A 12444-nucleotide genomic window follows, 5' to 3' on the forward strand; every position below is an offset into this window, starting at 1 on the left:
GCGCGAGTATGGAGATTTGTTGATGGTAAGTCTCAAGGACCGGTTTGATCAGGAAGGGGTCGTTGAAGCGCTTCTGCGACAGCGGCTCGTGCGCGGCGAGCGGCAGCTCGCGGTAAAGCTTGCAGAAGCCGGCATCACCGCCGAGTTCGCGCCAGGCGCGATCCTCATCGAGCAAGGCACCTGGGAGAACGACTTGCACTTCATCCTCGCAGGCGAGTTCGAGGTATTAGTCAACGGTCAGTATAAGCAGACGCGGGTTGCCGGAGAGGCGGTCGGTGAACTCGCCGGCCTCAATCGGTCCCGTCCCCGGACGGCGACCTTGAGAGCGACAAAGGAAAGTCTGGTCCTGAGCATCGGCCTGAGCGAACTCAACCAAATCGTCGGCACCGACGTCGACTTCTGGAAGGCGACGGCCGATGTGGTTGCCGATCAGCTCGATCACCGCAACCAGGAGGTCGGTGCCGCGAATGAACACCCCAGGATCTTCGTCATCTCGTCCAAAGAAGGGCTGCCGGTCGCACGTCAGGTCCGGCAGAACCTCGATTCCGACGAGATGCCGGTCTATCTGTGGGATCATGGCACCTTCGCCGTTTCCGAATATCCGATCAGCTCGCTCGAGGATGCGATCGAGCGGGCGGACTTCACTGTCGCAGTCGCAAAAGCCGACGACATGCTCGTGCTACGCGGCGAAACCAGCAAGGTGGCCCGAGACAACGTCCACTTCGAATACGGCATCTCCGTTGGCCGGCTGGGTCGAGAGCGATCCTTCCTGTTAGTCGAGGCGGATGCCAAAATCCGGCTCCCTTCCGATCTCGCCGGTCTGACCACCTTGCGCTATCAGGGCGGTGATCAGGACAAGATGGAGAGGTCGGTTGCCAAAGCTTGCGATCAGGCGCGGCACCGCATCGAGTTCATCGGCGTGCGTCGCGACCGTAAGGCGTCATAGGTTGGCATTCTGACGGCAGACACAACTGAGCCAATTTGATGGTCAGCCCGGTTCCCACCAGTAGCTGGATCGATAAATGTTCTCGGACGCACCCGCGAATGCCACCGTCCTGCTCTCCCACATGTCAACGCCCTTGCTCAGCTTCGCGTCTTCGTGGAGGCTGTCGTAGACCGCCTTTGAAATGAAGGTGCTGTAAGGATGTTCACGCAGGTCCGAGAGCTTCGCGGCGAAGCTCGGGGGGCGCCCGATCCAGATCAGGTCGTTGTTGTTTCGGATGCCCGCACGTACCGCCCTCGTAACGCCCACATCAATGCCGCAGGCCTGCCGAATTTTAACGTCGTTATTCCTCACCGATGCGAAACGGGCCGTCGCCTTTTTCTGGATCACTTCCTCCGTCGCCCACTTAATCTTGAGCGCCGACTTGACGGCGTTCGACCGTTTCGAGCCGCCAATGAAAACGCCCATCACGCGATCACCATCGAAGCTACGTATCTCGCCGCCATGGGCGCGCATGATGCGAACGGCACAGTCAAGGTAGGCCCGGATGATCTTCGCCGTAGTTTCCCAGGGGCACACTTTGGCGATCAGACCCGAGCCGGCTAGGTCCGCGTAGAGGAACGCCGCCTCGAGCTTAACGGCACCATTGGCCAAGGCGACGTCCGTCGAAGTCGGGACCTTCTGGCCGTCGCGTTCCTCGAAAGATTTGCTGAGGATGTCGTCAACGGCATCGGTGAGATCCGATTTCAATGCCATGTCCTCAGCCCTTCAGAAACGGAATGCGAGAATGCTCGATGGCAGTCATCGTTAGGAAGATGGCGAACGGCAGCAGTGTCGCCAAGGTAAACCGTATTGCTACCGCAACTGCACGATACTTCTCGCATAAAATAACCGAGTTCTTCCAGACCTGACGAAGCATGTCCGCGCGATATGCATCGTCGGTGACGGCTTCGTACTCAGCGATGAAGGCGCTCTCCGTTCTGTTCTGAATTGCGGCGAAGTAGATGATACTGTTCGGATCGCCCTTCAGGTCAGGGAAGTTGCAGCGATAGAGGAATGTGTAGGAGGCGATGAGTCCCAGCGCGAGGAACACGGCCGGAACCGCGATATACCATTGCTTCACGTCGCCGGCCTGCACGTTAGCCGCGCTAATCGCAAGAAGCGCGGAATTGACCGCGAACAAACCGCCCACCTTGGTGTCCACCCGAGGAAAGAAGCTCAGCACTCGAGAAAGCTGCGCTTCCGTGACGTCGATGTCCTTCATCAGGCGCTCCAAGCGATACGGGCCGGGCTCTTGCGCCCGTGCCCATCCATTTCTCGTCACTTAACTACGGAATGATCTACATGCCAGCCAAACACACTTGGGGCGACCCGATTCAAGAGTCTAGTTAATACAGCGGAGTAAGCGCCCGCTTCCGCGATAAGAATAGCGTTTACTGGGTGTCTACAATTGAGTTTGACCAGTGTCATAACCGAGCGGTTGTGACACGATACCGTCCGCCGGTGAACGCTCGCCAACCGCGGAACTGGCTGCTATTCGGCAGGCAATCGAACCCGCCAGGCCTCTGCCGTCACAGCATGCACACTTGGCGGGTCTTGCCTGCTGGATCGCTCTCCGGGCAATGGCGCCACCATCCCGGCCCAGTTGCTTATCCCTTTACGCCTCTATCGGCGCAGAAGATTGATCAGCACGGAAAGCATCAAAAGCAGCACCCCTGCCGATGCCAGCCCAGCTACGCACACCCTCGCTACCAGCAGCCCGTACCTGATCGCCGCCATCGGTTATGCTCCTGGCCTTGAAGCCGGCGACGCGCCGCTGGCGCGTCGTCGCTTCGGAACCGGGTGTTGGAAACCTAGAGCAAGCTAGGCGCGAACGCCTTTGGCCGGATGGCTTGGACATACGCGCCCGCCACCCGGTCGATCGAACCGGCTCTTGCTCTTCGAGGTTTCCACGCCTCGGCCGCGTCTCCGCGGCGACTGCGGTGTAACGGCAGGCAGCCGTGACCCGCAAGGCGGCGCGCCAGGGTGCCGCCGTATCCTACTCTTTCGATCCGACCTGGACCGCGCAGCGCACCGCCTTCCTGGCCTTGCCCGCCTGCTTGGCGCACGCCTCCAGCACCTCGCGGTTGGCGGTCGCCAGCCGGTTGCCCGCCAGTACACCGGCGAACGACCTGGGATCACCGGCCCGCATCAGCCGCTGCCCGCCCTCCCACATCGACATGCGTAGCGAACGCGCCGCCATCCGCTCCGGCAGCAGCCAGCTCGCCGGCAAGGCGCGCGCGATCGGACCGGCGAGAATCGCCCACAGCGCCATTCCGATCGCGAGCCCGGCGAGCCCGACCTGCCGCAGCCGGCGTCGCTGCTCACCCACCATGACATGGGAATCCAGGTGCCGGACGAGCCTGGCGGTCGTCTCGTCCATCCCTTGCTTGGCAGCGGCGAACTGGCGATTGTCCTCCCGACGCGCGTCGAAGCTCGCCGTCCTGATCTGCCGGCCGGTTTCCTCGGGCGTGAGCGACAGCGTCGGGCTCCTGGCCAACACGTCGACCCGCTGCGCGGTCGCAGTAATGTTGGCGGCGATGACGCCCAGCGTCTCGGAATAGTCCGGCGCATGGCCGTCGTCGGCCCGCTCAGCCGCCAGCCGCTCGACGGCCCAGCGCATCAGCGACACCTCGGCGCGCAGGCCTTCGAACGCCTTAGCGGCCTCGTCCTCGCCGTCGCTCGCCATCATCCGCCCCTGTTCCTTTTGCACTTGCAACCGATTGTGCTGCGCCGCACAAAAGGTGCGCCTTTCAGGCATCCTCTCCTAAAACTTCCGGGCTGCCCCGAGGGGCAGCCCTTCTTTTATCCGGCCGGCGCCAGCCCGGCTCGCGATCATACGGCTGCTCAGCTCGGCAGTGGCGCGCCGTTGATCGCGCCGATATGACGCTGGACGATGCGGTGGCTCTCGTCACCGAACGCGCGATACGCGGCACTGCCGCCGTCCTGGGCTTCCTTGGCGAAGGCCGCGCCGTCACCGTCATGCAGCGTCGCCATTTCGGTCAGATAGGCGGTATCAAACGCAGTGCCGGACAGGCTGGCTAGGTGCGACAGCTTGCCCGCGAACTCGGCGTTGAGGCTCGACGCGACGGGAACGCCCTCGCTCGTCGAGATGGTCTTCAGCTTATTGCCGACCAGCATGTGGTCATGAACCTCGGTCGCGCCGAAGTCGCGCACGTCTTGGGTCGATCCTCTGGTTTCCGCCAGCTTGCCCGCCGCCACCTCGAACATGCCGCCCTGCGACACCTTGGCGACGAACGCCCGATCGTCCGGGGTAGCGGTCGCGGCCATGGCCGTGGCGGCACCGAAGGCCAGCGCCGACGCGAATGGGATAGCGAGCTTCATAGTCTTTCTCCTGCTTCGCACTCTCAATGCGACATGCCTTCGGCCGTTCCGGTGGCTGAACACGTAATCAACCCTTCTGAAGATGCGCCTGAATGTCGGCGGTCAGCTTGCCGATCCTGCCGCAGAGCGCCTTGATCTCGGCCGCGACGGCACCGAAAGCCTGCCCGTGCGTGTCGCTGCGAGCGGCTTCGATCTGGGCGTTGAGCGCGATCATCCGCACCCCGGCATTGACCCGCGCCAGATCGTCCGTGAGGCGCGCAACCGTCGCTGCCGACGATTCCAGCCACGCGACGTTGCGCCTGGTAGACAGGCTCGCGTCCCGCTCGCCTTCAGATGTGATCTCCAGTTCCTTCGCGAAGTCCGCCACCAACTGGTTCATGCACGCGAGCAGCTCGGTCGCGACATAATCCGCCAAGTCCGATAGCAAGGCACGGTCTCCGCCTCCTTGCCGCATCGCTTTAACGAGCCTTGTGGCAGTCTCGCCGAACCGGTCGACGCAGACATCAAACGTGTCGCGCTTGGGCATCATGAACGCCGTCAACTTCGGCGATAGGTCCTCAGCAACGCCGATATCGGCATGATGGGTCGTCATCCCGCGTGCTATGCGCTTCCACTCGACCAACGTCTTTTCGGCATCGTCCAGACGTAGATCGCGCGTTCGACCGTCGTCGCTCTGAGCCAGAAGCAGAAACATCATGATCCGATGAGGGAAGAAGCGTAGACGTGCGCCGTCGTTGATGAGCCTGCCCAGCAGCGTCTTCCATCCGGCAGCGACCGTGAGGTCCCAGTCGGCACTGTCCGGAACCATCCGCATGATGTCGCTGCCTGGTCGAGGCGCCTGTCGGTCTATGGCCATTCCGCCCCTGCTTCGATGGTTCAAACCGGAATTGCAGCGATGACCGATCCGCAAATCGTGAAATTACGTTATTTTAGTCCGTCGCGGAAAGGAACCGTTTTGACCTCAAAATAGAACGTGACGGCTGGGCAGGATCGACTGGCACCGCCCCCCCCTTGACCTTTCTACCGTTCGAACCCGCGATCCTGCTGTCGCTCGCGCGCGCGCTCCATCTCGATCTGCCGTTGCAGTATCTGTTCGGGCGCCTGCCGGTCTCGGTTCAGCCCCAGCTCGGGCGCGCGCTGCGCCAGCTCGGCCCGCAACGCCGGGTCATGCCGCAGCCCGTCGATCAGCGCCCGGCCAGCGTGGCTGCTGCCTGGGCTGGCCTCGGCCTCCAGCGCCCGCCAGCGTTCCATGAACCGTTCGGCGCGGAGCTGCGGGTCGGCGCGGACCCGCGCCTCCTCTGCCATCCCCCGGATCGCGCCACGCACGTCGCCGCCCGCAGCGTCGCGCGCGAGCTGCGGGTTACGCTCGATCGCCGCGGCGAGGTCGCGCGCACCATCGGGTCGAACCTGGTCCAGTGCTTCGCCGGCCTTGGCCAGCGCCGTCCGCTGGTGCGGCAGCACCGGCAGGCGCTTCTCCTCCATACCGGCGACATCGACCGCGGCACGCGCATAGCGCCGGATCGCCACGTCCTGGTTCGGCCGGTTCGTGCTTTCAGATTCGTAATCGCGCGCCTGAGCCTCCGACGCCTTCGGCCGAAACCCGGCGAACATGCCGCGGGCCTTCGTCTCGACGAAGCGCACGATCTCCCGCACCCGCTCGGGCAGCCTGATCTCGCGCCGATCCGCAAAAGCACGAACCTGATCGTCCGGCTCAGCCGGCTCGGCCGCATAGTCCGCCGCCATGTCCTTCGCCCGATCGCGCGACAGCACCGCGGCGAGCTTGGCGCCGGACGCGAAGTCGTCGCGACCGTAGTGGAGCTGCACCCCGTCCCGGTGCCGCGACAGCGCGACATAAGCCGCGTGCCGATCCATGCCCGGCGTCGCCAGCACGTCCACCCGGTCGACCGTCACGCCCTGCGATTTGTGAATGGTGGCGGCGTAGCCGTGATCAACCGCGGCATAATCCTTCACGTCGAACCCGACCTGACGCCCGTCATCGAGCCGCACGCCCATCCGATCGGCCGATACCCGCTCGACCGTGCCCAGCGTGCCGTTCTTCACGCCCATGGAGCGCTCGTTGCGCAGGAACATAATCCGGTCGCCCGATGCGAACTGCCGCTCGCCCCGCTCCGCCTGCACGCTCACGTCCTGACCTAGATCCCCGCTCGCTCGCAGCCGCTCGCGCGCCTCGTCGTTCAGCTCACGCACCTCGGCGTTGGTGTGCGTGAGGATGATACGGGACCGCTCCGGCTCGGCCTGGCGCTGTCGATTCCAACCCTCCACCAGCCCCGCCCGCGCCTGCTCGCGCGTGTCCGCCGCCTGCACCATGCCATGGTCGCGATAGGCTTGGATCGCCTCCGGCGTCCGTCCGGTGGCAAGCCAGCGCGTCGCATCGCGCTGCCAGTCCGTCCGCTGCCGGCGTATCTCGGTGATCTCGGCCGCCCCGTGCGCTTCAGAAAGCGCACGAAAGGCTGCGCCCGCCTCGATCGCTTGCAACTGCTCGGGATCGCCCACCAGCACCACCTTGGCGCCGGCCTGGTCCGCGGCCGACAGCAGCCGCTCCATCTGCCGCGTGCCGATCATGCCGGCCTCGTCCACCACCAGCACGTCCTTCGGCCCGAGCTGGTCGCGATCCTTGCCCCACGCATGTTCGAGGCTGGCGATGGTGCGCGAGCTGATGCCCGAACCGCCCTCAAGATTCTCGGCCGCGATGCCCGACAGGGCGGCGCCGCGCACCGTGTAGCCGGCGCTCTCCCATGCCTCGCGCGCGACGCCCAGCATCGCCGACTTGCCCGTGCCGGCATAGCCGATGACGGATGCGAGCCCGTCGCGCTCGGTGATCCGCCCCAACGCGTCGCGCTGCTCCGCGGACAGGGTGAGCCCCCTGCCCTCGGCCGCATCGAGCGCTCGGTATACATGATCGGCGCCGACGAAGTGGTGACGCCCCTCCGCCAGCCGGTCGCCCGACCGTTCCAGCCGCGCCTCGGTTGCGATCATCTCGCGGCTCGTGAACCGCTCGTCACCGCGCCCGTCCCGGCCCAGCGCGACCAGCTCCGGCGACGCCTTAGCCGCCGCCATCACCCGGTCATACTGCTCCTTGCCCTCCGAATGACGGAACGCAAACACGGCCAGGTCGCGGGTGGTGAAGGTCGCCTGCGTCCGCGTAATCGCGTCCAGCGCCACACGCGGGTCGGCGATGATCTTCTCGCCGTTCTCGCGCGCGATGCGGCCGTGATCCTCGATCCGCTCGGCTTCCAGTCCCTGCCCCGGCCGCCGCGACGCCGCCGGCCCGATCTTGTTCTGCGGCTCAAGCGCGATACCCTGGTCGGCATAGGAGCGATGATCGATCCGCCCATCGATCCCCAGCTCCGTCAGCCGCTCGTTGACGTGGGCGCCCCACGCCTCCCGCCAGTGCTGCAACAGCTCGCCCCGGTTCCAGTCCCGCTCCTTCTTTCCGAACCCGTCCGCGCCTACCTCGCGCATCGCCAGCATGACATGCGCGTGCGGCTTCGGGCTGCCATCCTCCGCCCGGTCCCAATGTACGTTGAGGTCTGCGACCATGCCGCGGTCCACGAACTCGCGTTGAACGAAGTCGCGCGCGAGCCGGATGCCGTCCTTGCGATCCATCTCCCGCGGGATCGAGAACTCGATCTCGCGGGCGAGTTGCGCGTCCTTGCGCTTCTCGCCAGCCTCCACCTCGTTCCACAGCACGGTGCGGTTGTTTAAACGCTGCGGTGCCCCCTCCGGCAGCAGCACTTCCGAGTGGGTCACGTCCGCCTTGTTCGAGAAATCGTGATGCCGCCCCAGCCGCTCGTCGAACAGCTCGCTACCCGAGCGATAGGCGGCGGACGCGACAGCGCTGGAGCCGTTGGCGCGGCTGACCACCTTGGCGCTGAAATGGTAGATCGCCATCGCGCTCCGGCTTCTACCTTTCTGAGCGCACGTCGGCAACGACGTATAAGCGCGCACTCACAATCCGCTTCGCTTCTCGTGATTGACTTGGTGTCGCTGCTGGTGTGAACTGCCTACCTGATCCGGGGGCTTGGCTGCGTGCCTATACGGAGGGAGAAAAGGCACATGCGCAAGGTGCGCGATTACGACGCGGAGCTGAAGGCACTTGGCGATAAGGCCAAGGCGCTAAAAGCCCGTAAGGTCGAACAGCTCGGCCAACTCGTTGCCATGACCGGCGCCGACGCGCTCGATATCGAAACGCTTGCCGGTGTGCTGCTCGATGCGGTCGCCTCCAAGGATGCAGACGCGAAGGAGGCGTGGCGTGTGAAAGGCGCCGGCTTCTTTCAGCGGCGCGGGCGCAAGTCTGGCAAATCTGCTCCGGGCGACATCATCGATGCAGCTACAGCAGCGGACGGCGATGCTGCGGGTGGAAGCGGCGACCAAGCGAACGGATAGCAGAACCTGGGTCATGCAACGCCGCGAGCGAACCCGTCACCTGATCGAGCTGGGCGGCCTAGTTCAGAAAGCCGGCCTGGCTGAACTCGCCGACGACGATCGCGCAACCATCTACGGCGCATTGCTGGAACTGGTCGGCAAGACGCGGAGTGACGATCCCAGCGACACGCTCACGCTCTGGAAACGCCGTGGTCGGCGCGCGTTCGATTTGGAAGGCGACACAAAGGAACCGGCGACATGAGCGGCAAGGCGTATAGCGCGTGGCTGACCGCCGGCTTCGACATGTGGATGCTTGGCGCCGAAGCGGCATCGGTGATGGCGCTACGCACCGCCCGCATCGCCGCGGGTGGCTCAGCCGGCGCGGCTGAAGCCGAGTTGATGGTGACCGAGAAGGTCCACGCCGCGATCGAGCTACAGACCCGCCTTTTGACCGGCGCGCTGGGCACGACGCCGCTCGGCGCCACCAAGGCTTCGGTGAAGCACTACCGGCGCAAGGTCGCCGCCAACCGGAAGCGGCTATGCTCTACCTCGCGCTGAAGGCGGCGATCTCCGGCATCCTGATCGCCGTCGCCTCGACGCTCGCCAGACGCTACCCGGGGTTCGGCGCGCTCATCGCCTCGCTGCCGCTGGTGTCGGTGCTCGGCATGGTGTGGCTATGGAACGAGAAGCCTGACGCGGCGAACATGGCTGCCCATGCGTCCGCGACCTTCTGGTACGTCTTGCCCTCACTGCCGATGTTCCTGGCGATCCCGGCCCTGCTCCGCCACGGCATCGGCTTCTGGCCGGCGCTCCTCGCGGGATGCGCGCTGACGATCGCGCTGTATGCCGCCATGACCTGGGCCGCCCCACGCCTGGGCCTGCAACTGTGACCGACTCCCCTGCCCTCGCCCGCCCCTGGCAGCTCCTGACGGTCGGGCCGGGTAGCCATCACGTCACCCCCGAGCTGCACGACAAGCTGGTCCGCCTGTTCGACCTCCTACCTCAAACTCGCCTCATCGAGCTTGAGACGGACGCGGGCGCCGTCAGCGTGTCGCGCGACTGGCCAAGCGACCGCATGGAAGCGGTCGCCGGCATTGAGGCGGACATCGCTGCCCTACCCGGCATCGTCCGCCTGACCCTGTTCCAGGCGGCCTGAGCATGGAATGGTTCCGCCAGCTCGGCCGGGCCAGCCGCGCCCTCGCCCACATGGCCCGCCAAAACCCCGTCTGGGCGGTCCAGGGGCTCGTGTTCGGCCCGTTCCGTATCGCCAAGCACCTGCTCGGCGTCCTGGCCCTGACGGTAGCCGTGGCAGTCGTTCTCATCCTCGGTTTGGACGCCCTGATCCTCTACGGGGGTCTGAAGAGCCATCCGACGCTCGTCGGGCTGCTCTGGATACCGATCTGGCTCGCGATCCTGCTGGTGCCGCTGCGCGCGCTCTTCCAACCCATGATCCTGCGCTATGGCAGCGCTACTCAAGCCGACACTCACGGCACCGCCCGCTTCGCCACCGACGCGGAAGCACGTAGCTTGACCGGCGACACCGGCCTGCTGATCGGCCGCGACCGCAGGTCGGGTAAGCTGCTGCGCTACCCCGGCCCCGCCCACCTACTGACGATCGCGCCGACGCGCAGCGGCAAGGGCGTCGGCACGATCATCCCCAATCTGCTCGAATACCCCTTCGCTGTCGTCTGCATCGTTCCAAGGGCGAGAACGCCCGCATCGCCGCCCGCCAACGCGGCAAGTTCGGCCCGGTCCACGTCCTCGACCCGTTCGGTATCACCGGCTTGGCGCCGGCCGGGTTCAACCCGCTCGATCGCATCGACCCGACCGGCCTCGATGTCGCCGACGACTGCATGACGCTCGCCGACGCGCTGGTCCACGACGCCCACAACGAGCAGACGGAGGCGCATTGGAACGAGGAGGCCAAGGCGCTGATCGCCGGCCTGCTGATGCACGTCGTCGCGAGCGAGCCCGCCGCCACCCGCACCCTCGCCACGCTGCGTGACCACCTGACGCTGGCGCCGGCCGCCTTCGCAAGCCTGCTCGAACGGATGCAGGCCGCCGGCGGCCTGGTCGCCCGCGCCGCCAATCGCCAGCTCGGCAAGTCCGATCGCGAAGCCGCGGGCGTGCTGTCGTCGGCGCAGCGCCATACCCACTTTCTCGACAGCCCCCGCATGACTGCGACGCTAGGGTGCTCGGACTTCCGCTTCGCCGATCTCAAGGAACGCCCGGCAAGCATCTTCCTGGTGCTGCCGCCCGATCGGCTCGATACCTACGCCCGCTGGCTGCGCCTGATGGTCGCACAGGCGCTCACGGAGTTGGCACGGGCGCCGGGGCGCTCGCCCTGGCCCGTGCTGTTCCTGCTCGACGAGTTCGCGGCGCTCGGTCACCTGGAACCCGTCGAGCGCGCGATGGGGCTGATGGCCGGCTACGGCATCCAGCTCTGGCCGATCGTCCAGGACATCCACCAGCTCCAGGCGCTCTACGGCAAGCGCGCCGGCACCTTCCTGTCCAATGCGGGCGTGCTGCAGGTGTTCGGCGTCAACGACCAGCAGAGCGCCCAGCTCGTCTCTGATCTGCTCGGGCAGGAGACGGTGGTGTTCGACACGATGAGCCGGGCGCTCGACGCGCAAGGCAGCGGGATCACGTTCGGACAGCAGCATGTCGGCCGGCCGCTGCTTACCCCCGATGAGGTCCGCACGCTCCCACCCGATCGCCAGCTCCTGTTCCTCGCCGGGCAGCGGCCGGTGATCGCCACCAAGCTTCGCTACTACTCCGATCGCGAGTTCGCCGGGCGATACGATCCAGCCTGATCCCACACCCCATCAAACCGAACGGTGAGTTTTGGGGTATCGGCTCACCCTCCCCTGCCCTTTCAGCACGCGCAACGGTCGCAGGCACACACCGTCGGATTGGCTTGGCTTCCTCGGAAGCCCTGCGGCCCTAGGCCGCCTTGTGACGGCGATAGCCGGCACGCAACGAAGGCGCATGGTCTCGTAGGGGCCATTCCGCTTATTTGCCGCCGCTGCTTTCGTTTCGCTGAGGGTTAAGAGATTCTGTTAAATAGGAATCGTTAAGAAGGTTAAGCCGGGAAAATAGGGCAAAAAGGCGCGGATTTCTGCGGTGTTGTGAGCGGGTCTGGTGGGTGAAACCCCGTGATTCGGTGTGTGAAACCCCGATAGTGCGGTGGGTGATCCCCCGAAGCAAAGGTGGGTGAAACCCCGACTCCAGCGGTGCCTTGCAGAGCTTGCCGGGGCTGGTTATCCACAGCCTGAACGGATTTCGGCTCCGAAGCCGGCCATGATCTAAGTCACCTCGTCCCGCTCCCGGTGTGTGAAACCCCGATAGTTGCGCCCGCGGTGTGTGAAACCCCGATAGTTCAGCGTCGGGATAGCCGCTCCATGTGGGCGTCTACCTCGTCGGCATGCCGGCGATCGGCCTCGTAGCCAGCACGGCGCGCCTCCTCGACGCGCATCTTCTCGGCCAGCGCCATTGCCTCCACTTCCCCCCGGCGCCTGAACTGCACAGCGGGGCTCCTGTCGGTCGTCTCGGCCAGCTCCATCGCATATTCAGGGAGTTGGTCCGCCTCGATCACCCGCCGAAGCATCCGGTTGAACTCCTTAGGCTGGGCGTCGCTACCCGTCTTGTCGCGAAGCACCTCCACCCGGCACAACCACCCACCGCGCTGCGATCCGACGTGCTTGCGGGCGATCCGATACAGCGCGCGCTCC

General features: G+C 65.4%; 13 protein-coding genes and 1 pseudogene. 7 read left to right on the forward strand and 7 right to left on the reverse strand.

Annotation, left to right across the window (positions count from 1 at the left end; genetic code table 11):
- The first annotated feature begins 22 nt into the window (after nt 1-22).
- Nucleotides 23-946, forward strand: a complete 924-nt coding sequence (locus OXQ95_RS17425) for a TIR domain-containing protein (RefSeq protein WP_267382793.1) — start codon at nt 23-25, stop codon at nt 944-946.
- Between the two features lie 42 nt (nt 947-988).
- Here OXQ95_RS17425 and OXQ95_RS17430 read toward each other — a convergent pair whose 3' ends face one another.
- The 6 genes from OXQ95_RS17430 to traA all read right to left on the reverse strand — a co-directional run bounded on the left by OXQ95_RS17430 (nt 989) and on the right by traA (nt 8239).
- Nucleotides 989-1699: an adenylate/guanylate cyclase domain-containing protein gene (locus OXQ95_RS17430; protein ID WP_267382794.1), complete on the reverse strand. Its 711-nt coding sequence runs from the start codon at nt 1697-1699 to the stop codon at nt 989-991.
- 4 nt (nt 1700-1703) lie between these two features.
- Nucleotides 1704-2207, reverse strand: a complete 504-nt coding sequence (locus OXQ95_RS17435; protein ID WP_267382796.1) for a Pycsar system effector family protein — start codon at nt 2205-2207, stop codon at nt 1704-1706.
- Nucleotides 2208-2981: 774 nt separating this feature from the next.
- Nucleotides 2982-3674 carry a DUF6118 family protein gene (locus tag OXQ95_RS17440; protein ID WP_267382797.1) on the reverse strand — a complete coding sequence of 231 codons (693 nt, stop codon included), beginning with the start codon at nt 3672-3674 and terminating at the stop codon, nt 2982-2984.
- Nucleotides 3675-3829: 155 nt separating this feature from the next.
- The gene (locus tag OXQ95_RS17445) at nt 3830-4327 is read right to left on the reverse strand and encodes a DUF4142 domain-containing protein (protein WP_267382798.1); all 498 of its coding nucleotides are present in this window, start codon (nt 4325-4327) and stop codon (nt 3830-3832) included.
- A 67-nt stretch (nt 4328-4394) separates the two neighbouring features.
- Nucleotides 4395-5141, reverse strand: coding sequence for a hypothetical protein (locus OXQ95_RS17450; protein ID WP_267382799.1), 747 nt, complete (start codon nt 5139-5141; stop codon nt 4395-4397).
- Nucleotides 5142-5347: 206 nt separating this feature from the next.
- Nucleotides 5348-8239: a Ti-type conjugative transfer relaxase TraA gene (gene traA / locus OXQ95_RS17455; protein ID WP_267382800.1), complete on the reverse strand. Its 2892-nt coding sequence runs from the start codon at nt 8237-8239 to the stop codon at nt 5348-5350.
- Between the two features lie 165 nt (nt 8240-8404).
- Here traA and OXQ95_RS17460 point away from each other — a divergent pair, with 165 nt between their 5' ends.
- From OXQ95_RS17460 to OXQ95_RS17485, 6 genes and pseudogenes are all read left to right on the forward strand, one after another.
- Nucleotides 8405-8734, forward strand: a complete 330-nt coding sequence (locus OXQ95_RS17460; RefSeq protein WP_267382802.1) for a conjugal transfer protein TraD — start codon at nt 8405-8407, stop codon at nt 8732-8734.
- 13 nt (nt 8735-8747) lie between these two features.
- Entirely contained in the window at nt 8748-8975 is a 228-nt protein-coding gene (locus tag OXQ95_RS17465; RefSeq protein ID WP_267382803.1) for a conjugal transfer protein TraD, read from the forward strand.
- Nucleotides 8972-9271: a hypothetical protein gene (locus OXQ95_RS17470; protein ID WP_267382805.1), complete on the forward strand. Its 300-nt coding sequence runs from the start codon at nt 8972-8974 to the stop codon at nt 9269-9271. Before OXQ95_RS17465 ends, OXQ95_RS17470 begins: the two co-directional genes overlap by 4 nt.
- Complete coding sequence (locus OXQ95_RS17475; protein ID WP_267382806.1) at nt 9253-9603, forward strand: DUF3147 family protein; 351 nt, start codon at nt 9253-9255, stop codon at nt 9601-9603. The genes OXQ95_RS17470 and OXQ95_RS17475 overlap by 19 nt, the downstream gene beginning before the upstream one ends.
- Entirely contained in the window at nt 9600-9869 is a 270-nt protein-coding gene (locus tag OXQ95_RS17480) for a hypothetical protein (protein ID WP_267382807.1), read from the forward strand. The genes OXQ95_RS17475 and OXQ95_RS17480 overlap by 4 nt, the downstream gene beginning before the upstream one ends.
- A gap of 2 nt (nt 9870-9871) precedes the next feature.
- Nucleotides 9872-11526, forward strand: a pseudogene (locus OXQ95_RS17485) (type IV secretory system conjugative DNA transfer family protein).
- Nucleotides 11527-12092: 566 nt separating this feature from the next.
- On the opposite strand, the gene OXQ95_RS17490 reads toward OXQ95_RS17485, so the two are convergent.
- On the reverse strand, nt 12093-12444 hold a 352-nt coding region (locus OXQ95_RS17490), incomplete at its 5' end, for a replication initiator protein A (RefSeq protein WP_267382808.1).

Source organism: Sphingomonas sp. GC_Shp_6, assembly GCF_026540835.1.
Taxonomy (GTDB): domain Bacteria; phylum Pseudomonadota; class Alphaproteobacteria; order Sphingomonadales; family Sphingomonadaceae; genus Sphingomonas.